Consider the following 24263-nt stretch of genomic DNA (forward strand, 5'->3'; position numbering starts at 1 on the left):
ATGAGAAACGAATACGGCGTGGAGCTGTATATGTACGGTTTGCCCTATGAGCACCTGCGCCGCATCTCCGAAAGCCCCGTGGAGGACCCCAAGGATTTGACGCTGTGCATGGGTGCAGAGGTTTTGGAGGATTTCCGGGGCAGGCATCTCATCGCCTTCGGCGGCGAGTGGTCCGTAGGCTTTTTGCTTAAGCACAATCCGGGACTGGAACTGTCCGAATCCGTTTCTGTGTAAGAGCTGCGTGGGAATTTGCCGCAAAGCATTGCACCGCAGTAGAGCAGACGCGTATGCCGCATCATAGTGCCAATAAAAGCAGGGAGCAGGATCGTTTTGATCCTGCTCCCTGTTTTCTGTGGCGAAAGGGAGTGAAAAAATTTTTTATTTAAATGCAATATATATTTGACATAATGAAATGTATAGTGTATATTAAAACAATGAAAGGGGGCATTTCATGAAAAACAAGAGAATGAAAATTGCTCGAATGGAAGCTGATATGAAGCAAGATGATCTGGCGAAAGCCGTAGGGGTTACCCGCCAGACCATCGGGCTGATTGAATCGGGGGAGTATAATCCCACGCTGAACCTCTGCATAGCGATTTGTAAGGCGCTTGGCAAAACACTAAACGAATTATTCTGGGAGGAATCGAAATGAAAAGACAAAATACGCAAGACGAAAGAATTGCGGCGCAGCGCCGTAAAATAAATAGTGATGCATACGGTATTTTGATGGCGGTGCTTTTGATATCAATACTCGTACAGCAATTTTTCCTGAATGCTCCGTTTAAGCAATACGCAGTTGAGACGATCTGTTTTTTTGGAATGTCTTTTTACATGATCGTCCGATACATGACGCTTGGCCTTGACTTATACGGCGAAGGAAAACATGCCAAAGGCATGCTTTTGGTGAATAGCTTGGTGGCGGGAACAGCAGTAACGGCAATTAACGGTGTTTTGAACTATACACAATACGCAGAACGCTATAAAGCGGATGGCATGGGTTATTTTATTGCTGTGCTGGCAATTACGTTTATCAGCGCAACTGTCTGCACGTTTGCCGTACAGGCACTCTTTGATTATCTCAATAAGAAGAAGCAGGCGAAAATTCAAAAGCAATTGGATGAAGATGAAAAAGACGAATAGGGATGCTTTTTTCCATATCAGCTAAGCTGCCTACACCAGACTTGATAAAATTTTAATTTTCCGAAATAAAATGCGGGGGAGGGACTGAAAAATGTTTCTCCCACGCATTTTTTGCGCAGCTTTTCGGCGTGTTTTCCTCGCTGTCACCCGTCCACCATGCGTTGACAGCAGGCCGGACGCATGGTATGTTGGGAGCAAACGGGACGGCTTTTTTTGGAAGCCAGGAAAGGGGCGTTATCTATGGAGGAACAAAATGTCAAGCTGACAAAGCTGGCAAAGTGCGCCGGGTGCGGCGCGAAAGTGGGCGCGGGGGTGTTGAGCCAGCTGCTGGAAGGCATCCGGGTCCACAGCGACCCCAATCTGCTGGTGGGTTTTGACAAAAGTGACGATGCGTCAGTCTACAAAGTCAGCGAGGAGCTGGCTCTGGTGCAGACGGTGGACTTTTTCCCGCCCATCGCGGACGACCCCTATCTCTTTGGCCAGATTGCGGCCACCAACGCCCTGTCCGATGTGTACGCCATGGGCGGAGAGCCCAAGCTGTGCCTGAACATCATGGCGGTGCCGGAGTCCATGCCGAAAGAAGCGGTGCACCAAATGCTTCGGGGTGGGTATGACAAGGTGTACGAGGCGGGGGCGCTGATCACTGGGGGACACAGCATTTTGGACGATGAGCCGAAATATGGCCTGTGCGTCACCGGCTTTGTCCATCCCGACAGGGTGCTGACCAATTCCGGGGCGAAGCCCGGCGACGTACTGATTTTGACTAAGCCCATCGGCATTGGCGTGCTGTCCACGGCACAGAAAGCGGAGATGCTCTCCTCGCAGGGAGCGGAGCTGATGTACCGACTGATGACCACGCTGAACCGCTCCGCCCGGGACGCCATGGTGAAGTACCGCGTCCATGCCTGCACCGATATCACCGGCTTTGGCCTGCTGGGCCACGGCTTTGAAATGGCGCAGGGCAGCGACGTGACCATGACCATAGACGTGGGTGCCATTGACCTGATTCCCGAAGCGCTGGAGATGGCGAAAATGGGGATTATCCCCGCCGGAATGTATCGTAACCGCACCTTTGCCGAGCCGGGAGTGGACGTGGGCGACACCGAACTTGCAAAGCAGGACCTGCTGTTTGACCCTCAGACCGCCGGTGGACTGCTGATTGCCGCAGCGCCGGAAGATGCGGATGCGCTGCTTGCGGAGCTGAAGGACTGCGTCCCCAGCGCCCAGCGCATCGGCACGGTGGAGGCCTATACTGGGGGAGCGCGTATCCGCCTGCGCTAATATCCGCCCAGTGGGGCGTACCATTTAAAAAATGTGCACTCCTATAAAAATGGGGAGGGAAGGGGTCGCGTGACATGAATCAGGAATACCTGCGGGCCATACCCAAGGTGGACGAACTGTTGCGGGAGCCGTCTGTGCAAGCGATGGCGGAGAAATATACCACTCGAACGGTGACGGACGCGGTCCGCGCCGTGCTGGAGGATTTGCGGCGGGAGCTGCTGGAAGGTGGGCGGAACACGCCGCCGGACAAAGCGGCATTGTGCGCCACGATACAGGCCCATGCCCGGCGGGCGGCGCTGCCATCTTTGCGCAGCGTCATCAACGGAACCGGCGTGGTGCTGCATACCAACATGGGCCGGGCGTGTATGTCGGAACGGGCAGCGGAGGCCGCCAGAGACGTTGCCCGGAGCTACAACACGCTGGAATACGACGTGGAGGGCGGCTGCCGGGGGGATCGCTGCGCCCACGTGGAGGGACTTTTGACCCGGCTTACCGGCGCAGAGAGCGCCCTGACGGTAAACAACAACGCCGCCGCTGTGCTGCTGATTCTCTCCGCCATGGCAACGGGGGGCGAGGTGATTGTCTCCCGAGGCGAGTTGGTGGAAATCGGCGGTTCCTTCCGGATTCCGGAAATCATGGAAACCTGCGGTGCGCGGCTGCGGGAGGTGGGGACCACCAACAAGACCCATCTGGGGGATTATGAAAAAGCCATTTGCGAGGACACGCGAGCGCTGATGAAGGTTCACACCAGCAATTTCCGGGTGGTGGGCTTTACGAAGACCGTGTCCCCCTCTGAGCTGGCGCAGCTTGGCCACAGCCGTGGTCTTCCGGTTATTGAGGATTTGGGCAGCGGCTCTCTGGTGAATCTGGCGCGGCTTGGCCTGCGGGACGAACCCACGGTGCAGGAATCTGTGGCGGCGGGAGTCGACTTGGTTTCCTTTTCCGGTGATAAACTTTTGGGCGGTCCTCAGGCGGGAATTATCGTGGGGCGGGAGGAATATCTCTCGCTCTTACGGGAGCATCCACTCTACCGGGCGATGCGCGTGGATAAAATGGTGCTGGCGGCGCTGGAGGCCACTTTGCGGGCCTATGTGGAGGAAACGGCGGAGACGGAGCTGCCCACTCTTGCCATGCTGGCGGTATCGCCGGAAACGCTGCGGATGCGCGCCCAGCGACTCTGCGCGCTGGCGCGAGAGGTTGGTGCGAACGCGGAGGTGATTCCCGGTGAGGATCAAGTGGGCGGGGGCAGTGTTCCAACCCAAACGCTGCCAAGCTTTGCCGTTGCGGTGATGCCGGCGCGCGGCGGCGTGGCGGCGCTGGAGGCCGCCATGCGCCTGCGGGAGCGGCCGATCATCGGCCGAGTGGCCCATGACCGCTATCTGCTGGACGCACGGACGCTGCGGGAGGACGAGTTTTCCTGCATCGTGGACGCGCTGAGGGAGTGTCTGCGATGAAGCATGTGATTATTGGCACGGCGGGCCATGTGGACCACGGGAAAACCTTACTGATCAAGGCCCTCACGGGCATTGACACGGACCGCCTTCAGGAGGAGAAAAAGCGGGGTATCACCATCGAGCTGGGCTTCGCCCATCTGGATTTTGACGACGGCACGCAGGCGGGCATTGTGGACGTGCCGGGCCATGAGAAGTTTATCAAAAATATGCTGGCAGGAGCAGGGGGCATCGACCTTGCTATGCTGGTGGTGGCCGCGGACGAGGGCTTTATGCCCCAGACTGTGGAGCACCTTGGCATTCTGACGCTTCTGGGCATCAAGAACGGCCTTGTGGCCGTCACCAAAGCCGATCTGGTGGACCCGGAGTGGCTGGACATGATGCGAGAGGAAATTGCTCAGCGGGTGAAGGGAACGTTTTTGGAGGGAAAGCCCATTCTCACCGTCTCGGCCTATACCGGGCAAGGCATCCCGGAGCTGAAAGAAGCCCTCCACGCACTGGTTTTAGACGCCCGGGAGAAAAATCTGCGGGTGGCATTCCGTCTGCCGGTGGACCGGGTGTTTTCTGTGGACGGTTTTGGTACCGTTGTGACAGGCACGCTCATTGAGGGGGCCATGCACGAGGGAGATCCGGCGATGCTTGCTCCTTCCGGAGAGGAAACTCGCATTCGGAATTTGCAGGTCCACGGAAAAGACGTGGAAATCGCTTACGCGGGCCAGCGGGTGGCGGTGAATCTGGCGGGTCTGAAGCGGACCGACGTGCAGCGAGGCGACGCGGTGGCAAAACCCGAAAGCCTGCGCACCTCGCTGATGCTGGACGTGCGGCTTCAGAACCTGCGGTCCTCCCGGCGGGTAATTTTAAACGACTCGCAGGTCCATCTATACCACGGCGCGTCGGTGCTGCTTGCCAAGGTGGTGCTGTTGGACCGAGACGGGCTGGATCCCGGCGAAAGCTGCTATGCCCAGCTCCGGCTGACAGAGCCGATTGCCTCAAAAAACGGGGACCGGTTTGTGGTTCGTTTTCTCTCGCCGCTGGAAACCATCGGCGGCGGCACAATTTTAGATGACGCGCCCAAGCGGCATAAGCGGGGAGACTCCGCTGTGCTGGAGGCGCTTTGCATCCGGGAAAGCGGTTCCAGCGGCGACCGGGTGGTGCAGGTAACTTCGGAGTTCGGCACGGCGCTGCCCCAAACCGACAAGCTGGCGTCCAAGCTTGGGGTAGACCCGCAGGAGCTGGAAATGCTGCTGGGGGAGTTGGTGTCTGCCGGAAGGTTAGTTGAGCCACTGCCGGGCCGATTTGCCTCATCCGGGGTGATGGACGGCGTGCGGGATGCCTGCCGGGGGCTTTTGGAGGATTATCACCGAAAAAATCCCCTTCACGCCGGAATGAAAGCCGCCGAGCTGCGGCAAAAGCTGTTTAAGTCCATGGACCAGACAGGGGCGGACGCACTTTTGCGCCAGCTCTGCGCAGAGGGAAGCATCCGCCGGACGGCGGAGCGGTATGCGCTGGCGGAGTTTTCTGTCCGGTTCACGAAAAAGCAGACCGCCCTCCGGGAACGGCTGCTGGAGAGTTACCGCAAAGCAGGCATCGAGCCGCCGACCACCGAGGAGATGCTGGCTCGGTTCACACCGGCAGATGCCGCGGACGCCAAGCAGGTGCTGGACAGTGTACTTACCGGCGGAGATCTGGTGATGCTCTCTCCTCAGATCTGCTATCACAAAGACGCGTGGCTGCGGGCGCGAAGCGCAGTGCGGGACCACTTCGCGGAGCAGGAGACGCTTACGCTGGCGGAGCTGCGGGACGCGCTGGGAACCTCCCGGAAATACGCTCTGGCCGTGCTTGAGTATCTGGACCGTTTCCACGTGACGAAAAAGGAGGGTGATCTCCGCCGCCTTGTGGATAAAAGTTTTTTCTCTGACGACAGAGTATGAGCGAGCGACGGCTCTTCCATTATCTTGCTGTGAGCCTTGCTATTCAAAAGATTTTTAAACCTGTCGGCTTTTTAAGACGAGGAAAAATCGGAGTTTATATGGGTATTGCCATTTCACAAAGGACGTGCTACAATAGCGCCGTCGACCGTGGAAAGCGGTGATTTTCGTGGGAGTAGATGGGTGCTGGTGTGCCCCCCGGTCTTCAAAACCGGTGAGGGTGGTGAAGAGCTGCCCAGGTGGGTTCGATTCCCACATATTCCCGCCAAGGGGACGCCGCGCCATCGCGCGGTGTCCCCTTTTTTAAACTTGCATAAGAATTTTATTTAAAATAAAAAACAGGAATCGCGTTTGCGTACCAAAGAAACGCTAGGGAGCTGCGCGGCCTCTACCGCGCCAGCGAAAGGAGATACCCATGGATTTTCGACAGTTGGAGGCGTTTGCCCGCGTGGTGGAGATGGGCACCTTTTCCCGGGCTGCGGAGGCGCTGGGCGTAAGCCAGCCCACTGTCAGTGCGCATGTGACGGCGCTGGAACGGGAACTGGGCCTGACACTAATCGCTCGCACCACCCGAGAGGCCGGACTTACAGAGGCGGGGAGGCTTTTGTATGAATACGCGGGGCAAATGTTGGTTTTGCGTCAACAGGCGGAAGAGGCCCTGCACCGGTTTGCAACGGAATTGTCCGGCACGGTGGTCATCGCCGCATCCACTATACCGGGACGGTATTTCGTGCCCCGGCTGCTTTCGGCGTTTCAAAAGCGGCACCCCGATGTGAAATTTGATTTACGTATGACGGACAGCGCCGGGGCTGTTCGTCAGGTGACGGACCGGGATGCGGAGATTGGTTTTTGTGGCACGCTTCCCGGAGGTAAGTACGTCGCCCGAGAGTTTGCCAACGATCAACTGGTGCTGGTGGCGCCAAATCTTCCCAGATACCGAGTGTGGCGGGAGGAGGGCGTCTCTTTGCGCCGCGCCGCCCGGGAGCCTTTTGTGGTACGGGAGGAGGGAAGCGGCACACGCCGGGAAACGGAGCTGTTTCTTCGGGCCATGGGTGTGGACCCGATCAGCATAAAAGTTGCCGCGCAGGCATCCTCCAATGAAGAGGTGGAGCGGCTAGTGGAGATGGGAGCAGGGGTAGCCATTCTCTCCAAAAGCGCGGCGGAGGAGCGGGGAAAGCTTTTGACGCTGGAACTGCCCGGCATCCGGATTCGGCGCAAGCTCTATCTTCTCCGCCGGAAAAACGGTGTGCTCTCTCCCTCTGCGCAGGTGTTTTACAGTTTTGCCGAGAATTTTTACCTTCGCAGCCCGGAGTTTTCACGTTAAAATTGTGCAAAACGTAGAAACTTAACAAAATTATTCTGCGAGGATTACTGCAATGTGTCAATATAAGCACTGGTAAACAGTAAAAGGATCAATAAAGCAGCAGGATTTCAATGAAAAAATGAAATAATTTCCAATTGTTAGTCCCGTCAATTTGCCGGATTGAATTTATAGATAAAAATTATAAATAACCTTTTTTTCTTGCGCCCTGAGAGCCGGAGCGCTTACAATGGGCATAAAGACGGGGCGAGTGTCCGGTTTGGAAAATTGAATGATTTGAATGACGGTTGCAGGAGATCTGCCCATTGGAGGCGGGGCCGAAGGTATAAGTATTGCAAGCTTGCCGGCGCGATATGAACATCTCAGGCGAAAGGACTGCAGCCCGACAACCCTCTGGAAAGCGAAAGCGCCGAAGGAGCAACCCGCGTTCGGGGAATCTCTCAGGTAAATCAACAGAGTCGGGCAGCTGTCCGATTCTGTTTTTGCGTTGGAAGGGGGCTGCGACGGTGACCAGCGAGCGGCAATATCTGATTTTGACGAACAATCCCCTTGTGAAAGCATGCATGGCTGAGCGATATGAAATTCTTCTTTTGGAGGAGCTTTCCTTGCGGGAAATTCTGGTGAAGGCGAGGGATATGGTGTATGCCGGGCATGCGCTGTATACTCACCCGCTGGCCGGCAGCGTAAAGCCCAACGAAACGCCTTATAAATCCGTGGTGGTATCTAAAACTCCCGGGGAATTTTCGGCGGAGCAGGCAGGATTGATTGCGGGCAGCATCGAGGTGTGCGACAAGCTCGCGCCTCGCCGCAGCACGCTTACAAGAAGCGTGCTGGAGGATTTCCGGCTGATCGACTATACCCTGCTCTCCGGCGCGCTGGGCTTTGACGCTGTGGCAGGACTTAGTGACGCAGGCAAATAAAAATGAAAAGAAGGAGGTGCTCACTTTGAAATTGGAATTGGGTTTTATCCAGATTCAGGACATTCAATTTTCGAAAGAATGCAAGGTGGAAAACGGAACGCTTTGGGTCAATGCCGATGAAGTTATGGAGTTCATCTTCATAGACGACGATGTGAAAGCCTGCATCAAGTCGGCCAGCTTTGACATCGCAAGACCCGGAGAAAGCGTGCGCATCACCCCGGTGAAAGATGTGATCGAGCCTCGCGTGAAGGTGGAGGGTCCTGGTGGTGAGTTTCCCGGCGTCATTTCCAAGGTGGATACCGTTGGCTCCGGAAAAACCCATGTGCTGCGGGGCATGGCCATTGTCACCGCGGGCAAAATCGTGGGCTTTCAGGAGGGGATCATCGACATGACCGGCCCCGGCGCGGACTATACCCCTTTTTCAAAGCTTTTGAATCTTGTGCTGCTGTGTCAGCCGATGGAGGGCGTCCATCAGCACGAATACGAGCACGCGGTCCGCATGGCGGGCCTGCGGGCTGCCACCTTTGTGGGCGAGCTTGGCCGCGACGTGGTCCCCGATGAGACACGAGCGTTTGAAACCTATGGCGTGAAGGAGGGGATGGAAAAGCTCCCAGACCTTCCCCGGGTGGGCTATGTCCATATGCTCCAGAGTCAGGGCCTACTCCACGACACCTATGTCTACGGCGTGGACGCGAAGAAGATTATTTCCACTCTTTTAAACCCCACCGAAACCATGGACGGGGCCATCATCTCCGGCAACTGTGTGTCCGCCTGCGACAAGAACACCACCTATCACCACCAAAACAACCCCGTGGTGGCCGACCTGTTCGAGCAGCACGGCAAGACCATCAACTACGTGTGCAACATCATCACCAACGAAAATGTGTATCTGGCCGATAAGCAGCGCTCCTCCGACTGGGCCTCCAAACTTGCGCGACTGCTGGATTTGGACGGCGTGGTGGTATCTGAGGAGGGCTTTGGCAATCCGGACACCGACCTGATTATGAACTGCAAGAAGACCGAACAGAAGGGGATTCGCACCGTTCTGATCACCGATGAATACGCCGGACAGGATGGAAAGTCCCAGTCTCTGGCGGATGCGGACGCGCTGGCGGACGCGGTGGTCACCGGCGGAAACGCCAATCAGGTGGTGATCCTTCCCAAACTTGACAAGGTGATCGGTATGCTGGACTATGTGGACAAAATCGCGGGCGGCCATGCCGGGTCCTTGCGGGCTGACGGGTCTATCGAGGCGGAGCTTCAGGTCATCACCGGTGCCACCAACGAAATGGGCTTTAACCGCCTGAGCGCCAGATAAGGAGAGGAGGAGAAACGCATGAGTTATCGTGTCGTACACTATATCAACCAATTCTTTGCCAGCATTGGCGGCGAGGAAATGGCCCATGTGCCGCCCGAGCTGCGGGAAGGCCATGTAGGCCCCGGCCTTGCCTTTAATCAAGCATGGAAAGGCGAGGCGGAGGTGGTTTCCACCGTCGTCTGTGGCGACTCCTATTTTGCCGAGCATGAGAAGGACGCCAAGGCACAGGTGCTGGAATGGGTCAAGGCTGCAAAGCCAGATTTGCTTATCGCCGGTCCCGCCTTCAACGCCGGACGATACGGCTATGCCTGCGCCAACATCTGCAAGGCCGTTCAGGAGGAGCTGGGCATTCCCGTTCTCACTGGTATGTATGAGGAAAACCCCGGCGCGGACCTGCGCACCAAGGTTCTGATTTTTGCCACCACGAACAGTGCCGCCGGCATGCGCAAGGCTGCGCCCGGCATGGCAAAGCTTGCCATGAAGCTGATGCGCGGCGAGGATATCGGCGCTTCCTGCGAGGACGGATATCTGCCCAACGGCATTCGCCGCAACTTCTTTGACAAGGAGCGCGGTTCCAAGCGAGCCGTGGATATGCTGGTGGCAAAGCTTTCGGGAAAGCCTTTTACCACCGAATATCCCATGCCGTCTTTTGACCGGGTGGCTCCCAACAAGGCCGTGAAGGATTTGAGCCATGCAATTGTCGCCCTGTGTACCTCCGGCGGCATCGTCCCCAAGGGAAATCCGGACCATATCGAGTCCTCCAATGCCTCGCATTACGGCGAATACAACATTCAGGGCTTGGAGCGCTTAACAGAAGAGACATACGAAACCGCCCACGGCGGATACGACCCCGTCTATGCCAATCAGGACCCCAACCGCGTGCTGCCCGTGGATGTGTTGCGGGAGTTTGAGCGGGAAGGCAAAATCGGCAAGCTGCACGAGTTCTTCTATACCACCGTGGGCAACGGCACCGCCGTGGCCTCGTCCAAAAAATTTGCCGCCGAATACGCGCAGAAGCTTCTTCAGGCCAACGTAAGCGCGGTCATTATGACCAGCACATGAGGTACCTGCACGCGTTGCGGTGCAACGATGGTAAAAGAGATTGAGCGGGCGGGTATCCCCGTTGTGCATATGTGCACAGTTACGCCGATCTCCATGACGGTGGGCGCGAACAGAATCGTTCCCACCATTGCGATTCCCCATCCCCTTGGAAACCCCGCGCTGGCCCACGAGGAGGAATACGCTCTGCGCAAAAAGCTGGTGGCTCGCGCTCTGGAAGCGCTGACCACCGAGGTGGAGGACCAGACCATTTTTGAGGTCTGAGAAAAATGGAACATCGCCCCCGGCGGTAGCTGGACCACCGCCGGGGAGCGAGCATGGGAGCGATAGCAATGAGCAAAACCTATGATGTCATCATTCTGGGCGCTGGCCCCGCGGGTCTTGCTGCAGGGCTGTATACCGGTCGCAGCCGGCTGGATACGTTGATAATCGAAAAGGGACAGGACGGCGGACAAATCGCCATTACCAGTGAAATCGAAAATTACCCCGGGCAGCTTTTGGAGGGGGAAACCGGTCCCTCGCTGGTGGCACGGATGACGGAACAGGCCAAAAAGTTCGGCGCAGAGCGGATAAGCGACGTCATAAAATCCGTGGACCTTTCCGGTGACGTGAAGAAGGTGACGGGGAACAAGGGCGAGTATTTGGCAAAAGCCGTGATTCTCGCCACCGGCGCGTTTCCCCGGCCCATCGGCTGCAACAACGAGGGCAAATTCTTGGGCAAGGGCATTTCCTACTGCGCCACCTGCGATGCCGCGTTTTTTGAGGATTTTGAGGTCTTCGTAGTGGGCGGAGGCGACTCCGCCGTGGAAGAGGCCATGTACCTCTCCAAATTTGCCCGAAAGGTCACGATTATTCACCGCCGGGAGGAACTGCGGGCCGCCAAATCCATTCAGGAGAAGGCCTTCGCCAACCCTAAGCTGCATTTTATGTGGGATTCCGTGGTGGAGGAGGCGGATGGCGACGAGCTGCTGTCCAAGATGGTGATCAAGAATACCAAAACCGGGGAGCTGACCACCGTGGAGGCAGACGAGGAGGATGGAATGTTCGGCTTGTTCGGCTTCATCGGCTTACTGCCCAATACAAAGCTGTACGAGGGTGCGGTGGACATGGAAAACGGCTATATCCGCACCGACGACAATATGCACACCAACCTCCCTGGCGTGTTCGCAGCGGGGGATTTGCGGGTGAAGAGCCTGCGTCAGGTGGTCACCGCCGCAGCGGACGGTGCGATTGCCGCCATGCAGGCGGAGCACTATCTCTCAAATCTGAAGTAAAAGGAGCGAAGGATATGCTGGAACTGGATAAGGAAACCTTTGAAGCCGAAGTGCTTCAAGCCTCTGGCAAGGTCGTTGTGGACTTCTACGGAGACGGCTGTGTCCCCTGTGCGGCGCTGATGCCCCACGTTCATGAGTTCGCGGAAAAGTATGGCGGCGACGGACTGAAATTCTGCGCCCTGAACACCACCAAGGCCCGCCGCCTTGCCATTGGACAGAAGATTCTGGGCCTGCCGGTGATTGCTGTGTATGAAAACGGCGTGATGATCGACTCCTGCGTGAAGGACGACGCAACGCCTGAAAACGTGGAGGCCATGATCAAAAAGTACGCCTGAGCCAGAAGCCCCGCCCTGCGGGGTTGGAAGCGTTTCAGGCTGCAAATTCAGGTAGCGGGCCGGAAACCCTGTTTATCCGGCTGACTATAATCTTACAGAAAAGGAGGAACAGAAACATGGGTATCTTAGCGGGCAGAAAGGTTGTCATCATTGGCGACCGGGACGGCATCCCCGGCCAGGCCATCGAGGCGTGCGCCAAGAGTGCCGGTGCCGAGGTTGTGTTTTCCTCGACGGAGTGCTTCGTCTGAACGGCCGCTGGTGCAATGGATCTGGAAAATCAGAAGCGGGTTAAGGAATTCGCCGAGCAGTATGGCCCTGAGAACGTGGTCGTTCTTTTGGGCGCGTCTGAGGGCGAGGCTTCGGGTCTTGCGGCTGAAACGGTCACCAACGGTGACCCGACCTATGCCGGTCCATTGACAGGAGTCCAGTTGGGACTCAGGGTTTATCATGTGTGCGAGCCTGAAATTAAGACGGAATTTGACGAAGCCGTCTATGATGAGCAGGTGAGCATGATGGAAATGGTTTTGGACGTTGACGACATCGTCAATGAGATGACCAGCATTCGGGAGCAATACTGCAAGTATTGATCTCGAATCGGCGGCCGCCCCTCCGTTTTAATAGAAGGCACCGGCAGCCGCCGGGAAAAGGAGCGAACGCACCATGCCCTTGCGTTTGTCAGCAGTGGTGGCCAAAATTGCCGGAAGCAACACCGGGCAGCTCCAATAAAAACAAAAAGTCCCGGCAGAAATGCAATTAGTCTCGCAGAAACGCGGATGATTTAGGGAAGTGCAAATACCTCGGAAACATGCGAATACGTTGAAAAGAGGGAAAAACGCTCTTAATGCACTCAACTAAACGTGCTTGATGCGGCGCTGCACAATTGGCGGCAGTGGCCTTTTAGATGTGGCCGTCTGCAAATGTCCCGACATACCTTATAAACACGTGCCAATACATTTAATATAGAGCTTCCCCAAACGCCAGAGGACCGGGAACCCATAAAAATTCAATTGAAAGTGCAGAGAGGACGGTATTTTGCCATGAAAAGTGTCATCAAGGGTGTGGGTTACATTCTGGCCCATACGCCGGACATGGTGCTGCGCAGCGGCACCACCCAGACCACGGAGCGCATCGTGAACCCCGAAAGCGAGTATTTAAAGGCGCTGCCCGCCCACCTGCGCAGCTTTGAGCAGGCTCTGTCCTACTGGCCCAATCAGGTCTACATCGGCAACAAAACCCCGGCGGAGCTGGCGGCCGTGGAGCAGCCTTGGTATGACAAAACCTGCGACGTAAGCGAGCGTTTTGGAAAATTCGGCCAGATAATGCCGCAAGAGGAGTTTTTCCTGCTACTGCAAAGCTGTGATGTGTTCGACCTTGTGAAGCTGGACCGGGACTTTGTGGCCGCCTACAAGAGCGACCTTGCCGCAAATCCTCTGATGGACGAGACGATTTTAGCCCGCATTCAAGACGGAATCGACGGTGCGGAAATTGCCCGTTTGGTGGAGCAGGAGCATTCCGAGGGTCTGTATCACCATGACCGGCTGGTTGGCTGCGTAAACCGCGCCCACGACATCGACGGAAATCTCTCCGCCCATGTGATGATGGAAAATCTGGTGTCCAAGGCGTCCTCCGTTCTGGCGCTGCTCACCGCTGTGAAAAACGCGGGGATTGAAAAGGAACAGGTGGATTACGTGATCGACTGCGCGGAGGAGGCCTGCGGCGACATGAACCAGCGAGGCGGCGGCAATTTTGCCAAGGCCGCTGCAGAGATTGCGGGCCTTTTGGGGGCCACCGGATCTGATCTGCGCAGCTTTTGTGCCGCCCCGGCCCACGCCATGATTGAGGCCGCCGCTCTGGTACAGGCCGGGGCGTATAAAACTGTGGTGGTCACCGCCGGGGGCTGCACGGCGAAGCTTGGGATGAACGGCAAGGACCATGTGAAAAAGGGTCTGCCTATTTTAGAGGACATGGTGGCGGGCTTTGCTGTGGTGGTCACGGAAAACGATGGTGTGAACCCTGAAATCAATCTGGAATTGCTGGGCCGCCACAGTGTGGGAACCGGCTCCGCGCCTCAGGCGGTCATCTCCAGCCTCATCACCGACCCACTGGACCGTGCGGGTCTAAAAATCACTGACATTGATAAATACTCGCCGGAGATGCAAAACCCTGACATCACAAAGCCTGCCGGGGCGGGCGACGTGCCCCTTTCAAACTATAAGATGATCGCCGCGCTGGCGGTGAAGCGGGGAGAGCTGGAAAAGGCGGATCTGGCAAACTTCACAGTGAAGCACGGGCTCACCGGCTGGGCGCCTACCCAAGGACATATTCCCTCCGGCGTGCCCTATTTGGGCTTTGCCCGGGAGGAGCTGCTGGCGGGGGATATCCGCCGGGTTATGATTGTGGGTAAGGGCTCGCTGTTCCTTGGGCGCATGACCAACTTGTTTGACGGCGTATCCTTCGTCGTCCAGAAAAACGCGGGGGTGCAGGATACCCAGACCGGCGTGGGCGAGGAGCAGGTGCGGGACATGATTGCCAAAGCCATGAAGGAATTTGCGGCCACATTGCTGGCGCATGCGGATTGAGCGAGGTGCGGCATGAGTAATCTTCAAAAAACCATCGCCAAAACTTTTTTGGAAATGGCCGAGGGGTTGGAGCGCGGCTCATTCGGAGTGCGCCCCAAAATCGCCCTGACGGGAATGGGCAGCGAGCACGGCGAGGAAAATGCGATGGCCGCCGCCCAAATGGCAGTGAAGCGGGGTGTGGATGTGTACTATATTGGTACACTGGAGGCCCCGGGCATTACTACCGTAAGGGTATCAAGTGAGGACGAGGGCCACAAGAAAATGGAGGAGCTGGTGGACAGCGGCGCGGTGGACGGCGCTGTGACCATGCACTTTCCGTTTCCCATCGGCGTGTCCACCGTGGGCCGGGTGGTAACGCCCGCCAAAGGCCGGGAGATGCTGATTGCCACCACCACCGGCACATCCAGTGCCGACCGGGTGGAGGGTATGATTAAAAACGCCGTTTACGGGATCATTGCCGCCAAGGCCGGCGGCGTTGCCGATCCCACCGTGGGCATCCTGAATGTGGATGGCGCGCGCCAGACAGAAACAGCCCTCCGCCAGCTTCAGGCGGGCGGATATTCCTTCCGGTTTGCGGAGTCGGCCCGGTCTGACGGAGGGGCGGTGCTGCGGGGAAACGATGTACTTCAGGGCACGCCGGACGTGTTGGTAACGGACCCTCTCACCGGAAATGTCCTCATTAAAATGCTCTCGGCCTATACCACCGGTGGCAGCTTTGAGTCCAGCGGGTACGGTTATGGTCCCGGCATCGGCAAGGGCTATGAAAAGCTGATTCTGATTATCTCCCGTGCCTCCGGTGCGCCGTTGATTGCAAACGCACTGGAATTTGCCGCCCAGCTTGTGCGGGGCAAAGTATTCGATGTGGCGCGGGAGGAATTTTCCAGGGCGGAAAAGGCTGGGCTGAACAAACTCTTAGAGGCCCGGAAAACCGCCTGCCTCAAGCCCACCGCAGAGATGGAGGAGATAAAGGTCCCGCCCTCCGAGCCGGTGACCGCCAGCATTGCGGGCATCGAGGTGATGGATTTGGAGGACGCGGTGCGGGTTTTGTGGAAGGCGGGGATTTACGCCGAGAGCGGCATGGGCTGCACCGGCCCGCTGGTGATGATGAGCGAGGCCAACAGCCAGCGGTCTGTGGAACTTCTGAGAAAGGCCGGCTACGTGGGCTGAGGGGGAAGAAAATGAACGTTAAAGACTTGATTGAAAAATGCGAAAAAGAGGTAAGCTGGGACGATTTGGTGGACCTTATGGCCAATCACAACCGGCAGGTGGATTTGCTTTTTGCCGAAAAGCAGACCGACGAGGACGGATATCTCTCATGGGATGCGGAAAACTGGACCTCGGTGGATGGCAAGCGGTTTATTCGCAGCTATTCTCTGGAAGGCCGGGCCTTGTCCGACTATTCCGGGTACAATAAATACGACATGAAGGGCTGCTTTCAGCCCGAAGCGGCAAAAGAGGTGCGGCTGAACTAAAGCGCGCATTAAGGAGGACGGCGTACAGCCGTCCTCCCTTTTTGCAGGATGGCGGCGTTGGAAAACCCGGGAGCGCGGCGCGCCCGGGAATTTTCCGGATGCAATTTATATTTTCACTTGCATGATGGGGAAAAAGCATATATAATACAATCGATTGTAGATTTATGTCTACCATCCCAGAAAAATGGAAATTCCGGCGGTCCTGCCGGATCGGAGCGAGGTGCGTATATGATCCGTCTGAAGGACGTGGAAATGGAGTATGACAACGGCACGCGGGCCGTCCGGGGCATTACACTCACTATTGAAGACGGCGAGTTCGTATTTTTGGTGGGGCCTTCCGGCGCTGGCAAATCCACGATTATCAAGCTGCTTACCGGCGAGGTGGAGCCTACCCGGGGCCGTGTGATGATTAACGGTTTTTCCGTCAGCAATATTACCGACCGGCAACTGCCCCTGATGCGGCGGACCGTGGGTGTAATTTTTCAGGATTTCCGCCTGATTGAAAAGAAAACGGTGTATGACAATCTGGCCTTTGTCATGCGCGCCGTGGGTATGGGGGAGAAGGAGCTGCGCAAACGTATCCCCTACGTATTAAAACTGGTGGGGCTGAATGAAAAGGCCGCTCATTTCCCCACAGAGCTTTCCGGTGGCGAGCAGCAGCGGGTGGCCATCGCCCGGGCGCTGGTGAACAACCCCACCACCATTATTGCGGACGAGCCCACGGGCAATCTGGACCCGGACCGTTCGCTGGAGCTGATGCGGCTGTTGGTAAAAATTAACACACTGGGGACCACCGTGGTGGTGGTTACCCATGAGAAGGATCTGGTGGACCGCTTTGAAAAGCGTGTCATCACCATTGACGGAGGACGTATCGTCAACGACTCCGTAGGGCGCTATGTGGGAGGACATATCCATGGGAAGGCATAATTTTCGCTATTTTTTCCACGAGGGCGTTTCCAATATGTTCAGCCATGGATTTATGTCCTTTGCCGCCGTGGGTGTCACCGTGGCCTGCCTTTTGATTATGGGCACGTTTTCTCTCGTGGCGGTAAATGCAAACCAGCAACTTCGGGATATGGAGCGGGACAACGAAATCCTCGCGTATGTGGACGAGAGTTACACCACCCAGCAGGCCCGGCTGCTTCAGAGCAAGCTTGAGGCCCAGCCAAACGTGGCTTCTGTCACCTTCATCACGAAGGAAGAGGCTACTAAGAATTTTCAGGAGAAGTACACCGACGAGTCGGCATTTCAGGATTTGGACCCGGAAATTTTCCGGGACCGATTTGCCGTAAAAACCGTAGACATCCGACTGACGGGAGAGACGAAGGCCGCCGTGGAGAAGGTGGAGGGCATCGCGGAGGTCACCGCCTACGAGGAGTTTTCTGACGGACTGATTACCGTGCGGAACATCGCCACGGTGGTGTGTGTGACGCTGATTGTGATTTTGCTGGTGGTGTCCGTGTTCATTATGTCCAACACCATTAAACTCACCACCTTTGACCGGCGGGAGGAAATCGCCATCATGCGCATGGTGGGCGCCACCAACGGCTTTATCCGCTGGCCCTTTGTATACGAGGGGTTCATGCTGGGCGTCACCGGTGCGGTGGCGGCCTTCCTGCTACAATGGACGCTTTATGAGGCAGTGACCCGGGGGGTTGAAAGCAGCGATACGCTTCAGCTCATCAATGTGATGAGCTTTGGGGATCTCTGGGTCCCTGTGGCGCTGACATTTTTGGTGGCCGGAATCCTTGTGGGCGTAGGGGGAAGCTTGTCCGCCATTCGGCGGTTTTTGCAGGTGTAAACCATGCTTTACGAAACATGCGGAAGGGTGGAACATTGATGAGACGGATGAAGCGATTCACGGCGGGATTGATGGCCCTTATGGTAATCTGCACTGCGATGTTGTTGCCTCAGCCTGCGGCTGCCGTGAAACAGGCGGATATCGACGCGCTGAAAAGCAGCGCCACGGATTTAAACAAGCAGAAGAGGGAGCTGAAGGCTAAGCTTTCGGCCCTTTCCAGCGACAAGGCACAGGTCATGAAGAAGAAGGAACTGCTGGACCAGCAGATTGCCGTGCAGGTAAAGGAAATCGGCAACGTGGAGACGCAGATTTCCACCTATGCTGACCTGATTACCCAGACGCAGGCGGAGCTTGCCGACGCGCAGGAGCGGGAGGCGGCTCAGTACGATCTGTTTTGCCGCCGGGTGCGGGCCATGGAGGAGGGGGGGACCGTCAGCTATTGGTCCGTCCTCTTCAAGTCCGACAGCCTTACGGACCTTCTGGACCGGCTGAACGCGGTGAATGAGATTATGTATGCGGACCAGGCGGTGATTGACCAGCTCAAGGCCCTTCAAGAGGAAATTGCGGAGAAAGAAGCCCAGCTTACCGCGTCCAAGGCCGACGCGGAAGCGGCAAAGAAGGAGCTGGTGTCCAAGAAGACTGAGTTGGAAGCCCAGAGAACCGAGGCCAACAATCTGATTCGCCAGCTTGCCAGCGACCAGAACGAGACGGAAGCCGAGATCGACGGCCTTGCCGAGGAACAGGAGGCCATCCAGAAGGAAATTCAGGAGCTGAGCCGCAAGCTTGCGGCAGAGCAAGCCGCGGCCAACGGCGGAAAACCCTCCAACGCTGCCCTTGGCGGTTACATTTGGCCGGTGGACAGCCGGTATATCACCTCCACCTTTGGCGGACGCTCGTCTCCGGGGGGCATTGGCTCCACGAATCACAAGGGAATCGATATCGGACGGGTAGGCTATACCACCACTATCCACGCCGCCAAATCGGGCACCGTGATTGTGGCCCAGCGTTCCAGGTCCTACGGCAATTATGTGGTCATATCCCATGGCGGGGGAAATACCACCCTGTACGCCCACATGAGTAGCCTTGGAACCACGGCCGGGTCCTACGTAAACCAAGGGGATTCCATCGGCGTCACCGGATCTACCGGCAACTCCACCGGGCCTCACCTCCACTTTGAGATTTCAGAGAACGGCGTGCGCATCAATCCTTTGAAATATCTCACCGGTTATTCGCTCTCCCGCTGATTTCTCAGCATAAGAAGCCCTCCTGTCCCATAGAAATGGGACGGGAGGGCTTTTGCACGGCTGAAGCAGACCGCTTTGGCACGCAGGGGCAGCTCCGAGTTTCCCACGGGAGGGCAGGGAGGTTGACATGATTGGATTTGTGGCATGGACGGAGGAAAAAGCGCCCCGCCGGGCGGGCGAATCTACGATTTTACGAATGCGGTTTCTGGAGGTACGGTTGCTTCGCCGGAAAAATACTCCGGCGGCCGTTTTGCGCCGCAGGGCGGCAGGGGCCGCGAAAAAGCTTCAAAAGGTGGGCGTTACCCGTGCGGTATTTCCGGAGGCATTTCCGTATGAGGAAATTTTTGCGAAATATGGCGTGCTTCCCGTGGAAGTGACACGCCTGTACCGCAGCATTGCCGGAGAATGGCTTCGCGCAGAGTTTGCCGGCCGTGGAATTTCCGGGGCAACCAGGGTGGCGGTGTGTGCCGACCATCTCACGGGCGAGTTGGTGCGGGCGGTGACGGAGCTGAGTCTGCGCTATCGCTATGTGTTGCTGGACATTCCAGACGGCGGAGAAGAGCTGGCCCGCCAGCTTCGAAGGGAATTTGGCGTGTCGCTGCTGCTGCGGCCTGCCCCCGCGCAGATAGAAGCGGCGGAAGCGCTGTTGCTGTTCGCCCCCAGACCGGAGCTGCACTGCGCCGTGATCTTGCCGCTGTACGACGGCGCGCCTATTCCCGCTCATGTGGCTCTGAGCGTTCCCGTTCAGGAGGAACGGACACCGCATGATTGCCGCAGGGATCAGCTGTTTGCCGCGTTATGTTCTGCCGGTGCGCTGCGCGCAGAGCAGATTGAAGTGCGGATCAGTTGACTGCTCGCCCGGTTGGAGCAGGTGCGCGCACCAACCGGGCGAAACCTGTCGTATTTTGACGAAGTCGGGATTTTTTCGGGGTTTTCAGAGGCGTTAGAGCAGCAAAAAACCCCTTTTTGGCGCAAAATCGTTGACTTGAATTGTTTGACGGCGTATGATATACTCACTTTCACATCAAAATCCGGGGCCTATCTATTTTAATGTATCGGCTGCCCATTTTGAAATTTAAGGAAGGGGAGCAGGGCTGTGGAACAAATTTCAAGCAGAAAAAATCCCCTTTGTCTGAAGCTGAAAAAGCTGGCGGCGGACGGCGGTTTTCGCCGGGAGACAGGCCTCTTTCTCTGTGACAGTCCAAAGCTTGTGGAGGAGGCCCTCCGCTGGGCGGGCGAGACGGTGGACACCGTGGTGACTACGCCGGAGCGAGTGCTTCATAATCTGCCGCCCTCCGTGCGGGCAGTGGAGGTGACGGAGGACGTCATGGAAACCATCGCCCCAAGTAAAACGCCACAGGGCGTTCTGGCCATTTGCCGAATGCCGGAGGCGACTCTGCCCGAAACGCTGAATGGCAGCCGCTATGTGGTGCTGGACGGGGTGCAGGACCCCGGCAACGTGGGCACCATTCTCCGCACGGCGGACGCCTTTTGGGCGGACGGGCTGTTTCTGGTGAATGACTGCGCCGACCCCTACCATCCCAAAACTCTGCGGGCCGGTATGGGTGCGGCATTTCGCTGTCCGGTGTGGACCTGCGGCGCGGCGGAAGTCGCCGCACTGCTGAAAAAAAGCCGCATTCCGCTATACGGCGCGGCGCTGCAATCGGATACGCGGGATATCCGCGAACTGGACTACACCCGTGCCGCCGCCGCCATCGGCAGCGAGGGCCGGGGCCTTTCTGAGGAACTGCTTGCCCTTTGTACCGCCACGGTGAAAATCCCCATGAATGAGCGCTGTGAATCTCTGAATGCGGCGGCGGCGGCCGCCGCGCTGCTGTGGGAAATAGCTCGAGGCCGAGGATAGAGGAGGGAAGGACATGTCCATGCTGAAATACTGGGTTTGGCTCTCTCGGATGGAGGGTGTCGGCAGCCAGACAAAACTCTCGTTGCTGGAGCGCTTTCCCTCGCCGGAGGATATTTACTACGCCGACCGGGATGAGCTGTTGCTCACGGAGGGCATCACTCGCCGTGAAGCGGAAGTTTTGGAAAAAAAGGATTTGGCGGAAGCGGACCGGATTCTGGCAGACTGTGAACGTCTCGGCCTGCATTTGCTGACACTCCATGACGCGGCCTATCCCATCCGCCTACGCAGTATATACGACCCGCCATGCCTTTTGTACATTCGGGGCAGACTTCCCGCAGTGGACGAGCTGCCCGCCGTCGCCGTGGTGGGGACGCGGAAGGCCTCGCCTTACGGCATCCGTTGTGCGGAGGATTTGTCCTTCGGCCTTGCGGAGGCGGGGGCGGTGGTGGTCACAGGTCTTGCCCGGGGCATTGACTCCGTGGCGGCGCAGGGCGCACTTCGGGCGGGCGGCTCGGTCATCGGCGTGCTGGGCGGCGGAATTGACGTGATTTACCCTAAGGAAAACGGCTGGCTGTATGACGATGTGGCCGCGTCCGGCTGTCTTATTTCGGAGTACCCGCCGGGTGCGGAGACGTTGCCCGGCCATTTTCCCATCCGCAACCGTATTATCTCCGGCCTGAGTGTGGCCGCGCTGGTGGTGGAGGCTCCGATTCGCAGCGGCGCGCTGATTACCGCCGGAATGGCGCTGGATCAGGGGCGGGACGTGTTTGCCGTCCCCGGTCCTATTTACGCGGAAAACAGCAAAGGGTGCAACCGCTTGATTCGGGACGGAGCCATGGTGGCGGCGGAGTCGTGGGACATTTTGCGGGAGTATGAGGCGCTGTTTCCGGGTAAACTGCGCGGGCAGACCCGTGCTGTGCCGCCCAGCCCTGAAAAACAGCCAGGGCAGCCTGTGGAGGCGGCCATTCCTGTCCTGCCCACCCTTTCCATCAAGGACGCGGGGCTGACCGACGATCAGATTTTGATTTTGCAGAAACTGACGGAGGAGCCCATGGCGGTGGACGATTTGGTCGAGCTGACGGAGCTGCCCGTGCGGCGTGTGCTCTCGGCCCTGACCATGCTGGAAATCGACCAATATGTAACCCAGAGGGACGGCAAGCGGTATATCCGCGCCGTGACGCTGATTTCATAAATATTTGATCATTACTGAATCCCCCGCAAAGTTTTGGAGGTAGCTATGGCAAAGCAGAGCCTGGTCATCGTGGAATCTCCCGCGAAGGCCAAGACCATTGAAAAATATCTGGGCAAGGAATTTCGCGTGAAGGCCTCCATGGGTCATCTGCGGGACTTACCCAAAAGCACACTGGGCGTGGACGTGGAACAGGATTTTGACCCGGTGTACCAGCCCATCAAGGGCAAGGAAGACATCATCGGCGACTTGAAAAAGTCCGCCAAGTCTGCCGACACTGTGTATCTCGCAACCGACCCTGACCGGGAGGGTGAGGCGATTTCCTGGCACTTGAAGCAGCTTTTGAGCCTGCCGGATGAAAAAACCCGCCGGGTGACCTTTAACGAGATCACCAAAAAGGTGGTGCAGGAGTCCATTCAGCGGCCCCGGGACATCGATCAAAATCTGGTGGATGCCCAGCAGGCCCGCCGCATTCTGGACCGTATCGTGGGTTATCAGCTCAGCCCCCTTTTGTGGAAGAAAATCCGCCGGGGCCTTTCCGCCGGGCGGGTCCAGTCCGTGGCAACCCGCATGGTGGACGACCGGGAGCGGGAAATCGAGGCCTTTCAGCCCGAGGAATACTGGACCCTGGACGCATTTTTGCGCACCGATGACGGAAAAAAGACGGAATTTACCGCCCATTATCACGGAAAAGACGGCAAAAAAGTTGAGCTGAAATCCGCGGACGAAGTGGAGTCTGTGGTGGAGGACACAAAAAATCAGGCGTTCGCGGTGAAGTCCGTGAAACGGACGGATAAGCAGCGCAGTCCCTCTCCGCCTTTTACTACCTCGACCCTCCAGCAGGATGCGTCGCGAAAGCTGAGCATGACTCCCCGGCGCACCATGGCCATCGCCCAGCAGCTCTACGAAGGTGTAGACATTGCGGGCGAAGGCGCGGTGGGCCTAATCACCTATATGAGAACCGACTCTCTGCGGATCAGCGAGGAAGCGCAGGCCGCCGCCAAGAGTTTCATACTCAGTCGTTACGGAAAAGAATATTACCCCGCACAGGTCCGCCGCTATAAGGCCAAGGCCAACGCGCAGGACGCCCATGAGGCCATCCGTCCCAGCAATGTGGAGTTGACGCCGGAGCAGGTGAAGGGCGACCTCACAGGGGAGCAGTATCGCCTATACAAGCTGATTTGGAGCCGCTTTTTGGCAAGCCAGATGGAGAACGCCGTGTACGACAGCGTGTCCGTGGACATCGCTGCCGGAGAGCACATCTTCCGCGCCACTGCCTCGGGACTAAAATTTGCGGGCTACACCGCCGTTTATGAAGAGGGCAAGGATGAGGAGAAGGAAGAAAAAGAATCTCCCCTTCCCGCCCTTAAGGAGGGAGAGGCTCTGGGCCTGAAGGAGTTCCGCAGGGACCAGCACTTCACCCAGCCCCCCGCCCACTATACCGACGCAACACTGATTCGCGCCATGGAGGAGCAGGAAATTGGACGTCCCTCCACCTACGCGCCCACTGTTTCCACCATCCTTGATCGGGAATATGTGGTGAAGGAGGGCAAATACCTGAAAATCACCAACCTTGGCCGGGTGGTGACGGAGCTGATGAAGCAGCGCTTTTCCGACATTGCGGACTTGCAGTTTACCGCCCATATGGAGCGGAAGTTGGACTCCGTGGAGGAGGGGAAGACTCCGTGGAAGGGTGTTTTGCGGGAATTTTACGGCGATTTTGAAAAAAGCCTGAAGGACGCCGAAACGGCACTTGAAGGAACCCGTATCAAGGTGCCCGACGAGGTGAGCGAGGAAATTTGCCCGGAGTGCGGTCGGAATCTGGTGGTAAAGTCCGGGCGGTTCGGACGCTTTTTGGCCTGCCCGGGCTATCCCGATTGCAGCTTTACCATGCCGCTGGTGGTGGTGATGCCCGGCCGCTGCCCCAAGTGCGGTGGGCGGATCATGAAGCGCTCCGGCGTGAGCAAGAAGTCTGGCAAGCAGTATAATTACTACTGCTGCGAGCACCGCAACGCCAAGAATGAAGCCGCCAAGTGCGACTTTATGACTTGGGACGTGCCGGTGAAGGATGACTGTCCCGTGTGCGG

Annotated in this window: 22 protein-coding genes, 1 tRNA gene, 1 pseudogene and 1 riboswitch; all 24 genes and pseudogenes read left to right on the forward strand. The window is 57.4% G+C overall.

Features of this window, described 5'->3' with window-relative positions; translation table 11 throughout:
- Positions 1-234 (forward strand): annotated as a pseudogene (locus RT018_RS07055) (peptide chain release factor 3); the annotation flags it as partial.
- A 217-nt stretch (positions 235-451) separates the two neighbouring features.
- Positions 452-652: a helix-turn-helix transcriptional regulator gene (locus RT018_RS07060; protein WP_312940523.1), complete on the forward strand. Its 201-nt coding sequence runs from the start codon at positions 452-454 to the stop codon at positions 650-652.
- Positions 649-1140, forward strand: coding sequence for a DUF6773 family protein (locus RT018_RS07065; protein ID WP_312940526.1), 492 nt, complete (start codon positions 649-651; stop codon positions 1138-1140). Before RT018_RS07060 ends, RT018_RS07065 begins: the two co-directional genes overlap by 4 nt.
- 240 nt (positions 1141-1380) lie before the next feature.
- Entirely contained in the window at positions 1381-2421 is a 1041-nt protein-coding gene (gene selD / locus RT018_RS07070; RefSeq protein ID WP_312940527.1) for a selenide, water dikinase SelD, read from the forward strand.
- A 74-nt stretch (positions 2422-2495) separates the two neighbouring features.
- The gene (gene selA, locus RT018_RS07075; RefSeq protein ID WP_312940530.1) at positions 2496-3875 is read left to right on the forward strand and encodes an L-seryl-tRNA(Sec) selenium transferase; all 1380 of its coding nucleotides are present in this window, start codon (positions 2496-2498) and stop codon (positions 3873-3875) included.
- Positions 3872-5803: a selenocysteine-specific translation elongation factor gene (gene selB / locus RT018_RS07080; protein ID WP_312940533.1), complete on the forward strand. Its 1932-nt coding sequence runs from the start codon at positions 3872-3874 to the stop codon at positions 5801-5803. The genes selA and selB overlap by 4 nt, the downstream gene beginning before the upstream one ends.
- A 168-nt stretch (positions 5804-5971) precedes the next feature.
- Positions 5972-6068: transfer RNA gene (locus RT018_RS07085), tRNA-Sec, on the forward strand.
- Between the two features lie 147 nt (positions 6069-6215).
- Entirely contained in the window at positions 6216-7124 is a 909-nt protein-coding gene (locus RT018_RS07090) for a selenium metabolism-associated LysR family transcriptional regulator (RefSeq protein ID WP_312940535.1), read from the forward strand.
- A gap of 380 nt (positions 7125-7504) precedes the next feature.
- A riboswitch (glycine riboswitch) is annotated at positions 7505-7587 on the forward strand.
- Positions 7588-7627: 40 nt separating this feature from the next.
- Entirely contained in the window at positions 7628-8041 is a 414-nt protein-coding gene (locus RT018_RS07095; RefSeq protein WP_312940537.1) for a GrdX family protein, read from the forward strand.
- Positions 8042-8066: 25 nt separating this feature from the next.
- The gene (locus tag RT018_RS07100; protein ID WP_312940540.1) at positions 8067-9359 is read left to right on the forward strand and encodes a glycine/sarcosine/betaine reductase component B subunit; all 1293 of its coding nucleotides are present in this window, start codon (positions 8067-8069) and stop codon (positions 9357-9359) included.
- 18 nt (positions 9360-9377) lie between these two features.
- On the forward strand, positions 9378-10682 hold the full coding sequence (gene grdB / locus RT018_RS07105; protein ID WP_312940541.1) for a glycine reductase complex selenoprotein B: 1305 nt from the start codon (positions 9378-9380) through the stop codon (positions 10680-10682).
- A 68-nt stretch (positions 10683-10750) separates the two neighbouring features.
- Positions 10751-11692 carry a thioredoxin-disulfide reductase gene (trxB, locus tag RT018_RS07110; protein WP_312940543.1) on the forward strand — a complete coding sequence of 314 codons (942 nt, stop codon included), beginning with the start codon at positions 10751-10753 and terminating at the stop codon, positions 11690-11692.
- 14 nt (positions 11693-11706) lie between these two features.
- Complete coding sequence (locus RT018_RS07115) at positions 11707-12027, forward strand: thioredoxin TrxA (protein WP_312940544.1); 321 nt, start codon at positions 11707-11709, stop codon at positions 12025-12027.
- A gap of 116 nt (positions 12028-12143) precedes the next feature.
- On the forward strand, positions 12144-12614 hold the full coding sequence (gene grdA / locus RT018_RS07120) for a glycine/sarcosine/betaine reductase complex selenoprotein A (protein WP_312940547.1): 471 nt from the start codon (positions 12144-12146) through the stop codon (positions 12612-12614).
- A 450-nt stretch (positions 12615-13064) separates the two neighbouring features.
- On the forward strand, positions 13065-14606 hold the full coding sequence (gene grdC / locus RT018_RS07125) for a glycine/sarcosine/betaine reductase complex component C subunit beta (protein ID WP_312940549.1): 1542 nt from the start codon (positions 13065-13067) through the stop codon (positions 14604-14606).
- 12 nt (positions 14607-14618) lie between these two features.
- Positions 14619-15773 (forward strand): glycine/sarcosine/betaine reductase complex component C subunit alpha, encoded by a 1155-nt coding sequence (grdD, locus tag RT018_RS07130; RefSeq protein WP_312940551.1) that lies wholly within the window; start codon positions 14619-14621, stop codon positions 15771-15773.
- Positions 15774-15784: 11 nt separating this feature from the next.
- Entirely contained in the window at positions 15785-16078 is a 294-nt protein-coding gene (locus RT018_RS07135) for a hypothetical protein (protein ID WP_312940553.1), read from the forward strand.
- A gap of 228 nt (positions 16079-16306) precedes the next feature.
- On the forward strand, positions 16307-17005 hold the full coding sequence (gene ftsE, locus RT018_RS07140) for a cell division ATP-binding protein FtsE (RefSeq protein ID WP_312940556.1): 699 nt from the start codon (positions 16307-16309) through the stop codon (positions 17003-17005).
- Entirely contained in the window at positions 16992-17879 is an 888-nt protein-coding gene (gene ftsX / locus RT018_RS07145) for a permease-like cell division protein FtsX (protein ID WP_312940558.1), read from the forward strand. Before ftsE ends, ftsX begins: the two co-directional genes overlap by 14 nt.
- A 38-nt stretch (positions 17880-17917) precedes the next feature.
- The gene (locus tag RT018_RS07150; RefSeq protein WP_312940560.1) at positions 17918-19123 is read left to right on the forward strand and encodes a peptidoglycan DD-metalloendopeptidase family protein; all 1206 of its coding nucleotides are present in this window, start codon (positions 17918-17920) and stop codon (positions 19121-19123) included.
- 127 nt (positions 19124-19250) lie between these two features.
- A complete protein-coding gene (locus RT018_RS07155) occupies positions 19251-19973 on the forward strand; it encodes a hypothetical protein (protein ID WP_312940562.1) in 723 nt (240 codons plus the stop codon).
- 246 nt (positions 19974-20219) lie between these two features.
- Positions 20220-20987 (forward strand): RNA methyltransferase, encoded by a 768-nt coding sequence (locus tag RT018_RS07160; protein ID WP_312940563.1) that lies wholly within the window; start codon positions 20220-20222, stop codon positions 20985-20987.
- Between the two features lie 13 nt (positions 20988-21000).
- Positions 21001-22179 (forward strand): DNA-processing protein DprA, encoded by a 1179-nt coding sequence (gene dprA, locus RT018_RS07165; RefSeq protein ID WP_312940567.1) that lies wholly within the window; start codon positions 21001-21003, stop codon positions 22177-22179.
- Positions 22180-22224: 45 nt separating this feature from the next.
- Positions 22225-24263, forward strand: a 2039-nt coding sequence (gene topA, locus RT018_RS07170) for a type I DNA topoisomerase (RefSeq protein ID WP_312940570.1), incomplete at its 3' end; no start/stop codon positions are given.

This window comes from Oscillibacter sp. (genome assembly GCF_032060045.1).
Classification (GTDB): domain Bacteria; phylum Bacillota; class Clostridia; order Oscillospirales; family Oscillospiraceae; genus Oscillibacter.

Excerpts from the sequence above, each read along its gene's own strand:
- ftsX (WP_312940558.1), top strand. The coding sequence starts at position 16,992 with ATGGGAAGGCATAATTTTCGCTATTTTTTCCACGAGGGCGTTTCCAAT.
- RT018_RS07115 (WP_312940544.1), top strand. The coding sequence starts at position 11,707 with ATGCTGGAACTGGATAAGGAAACCTTTGAAGCCGAAGTGCTTCAAGCC.
- RT018_RS07150 (WP_312940560.1), top strand. The coding sequence starts at position 17,918 with ATGAGACGGATGAAGCGATTCACGGCGGGATTGATGGCCCTTATGGTA.
- grdD (WP_312940551.1), top strand. The coding sequence starts at position 14,619 with ATGAGTAATCTTCAAAAAACCATCGCCAAAACTTTTTTGGAAATGGCC.
- selA (WP_312940530.1), top strand. The coding sequence starts at position 2,496 with ATGAATCAGGAATACCTGCGGGCCATACCCAAGGTGGACGAACTGTTG.
- trxB (WP_312940543.1), top strand. The coding sequence starts at position 10,751 with ATGAGCAAAACCTATGATGTCATCATTCTGGGCGCTGGCCCCGCGGGT.
- RT018_RS07060 (WP_312940523.1), top strand. The coding sequence starts at position 452 with ATGAAAAACAAGAGAATGAAAATTGCTCGAATGGAAGCTGATATGAAG.
- ftsE (WP_312940556.1), top strand. The coding sequence starts at position 16,307 with ATGATCCGTCTGAAGGACGTGGAAATGGAGTATGACAACGGCACGCGG.
- RT018_RS07135 (WP_312940553.1), top strand. The coding sequence starts at position 15,785 with ATGAACGTTAAAGACTTGATTGAAAAATGCGAAAAAGAGGTAAGCTGG.
- RT018_RS07090 (WP_312940535.1), top strand. The coding sequence starts at position 6,216 with ATGGATTTTCGACAGTTGGAGGCGTTTGCCCGCGTGGTGGAGATGGGC.
- selD (WP_312940527.1), top strand. The coding sequence starts at position 1,381 with ATGGAGGAACAAAATGTCAAGCTGACAAAGCTGGCAAAGTGCGCCGGG.
- RT018_RS07065 (WP_312940526.1), top strand. The coding sequence starts at position 649 with ATGAAAAGACAAAATACGCAAGACGAAAGAATTGCGGCGCAGCGCCGT.
- dprA (WP_312940567.1), top strand. The coding sequence starts at position 21,001 with ATGTCCATGCTGAAATACTGGGTTTGGCTCTCTCGGATGGAGGGTGTC.
- grdC (WP_312940549.1), top strand. The coding sequence starts at position 13,065 with ATGAAAAGTGTCATCAAGGGTGTGGGTTACATTCTGGCCCATACGCCG.
- selB (WP_312940533.1), top strand. The coding sequence starts at position 3,872 with ATGAAGCATGTGATTATTGGCACGGCGGGCCATGTGGACCACGGGAAA.
- RT018_RS07155 (WP_312940562.1), top strand. The coding sequence starts at position 19,251 with ATGATTGGATTTGTGGCATGGACGGAGGAAAAAGCGCCCCGCCGGGCG.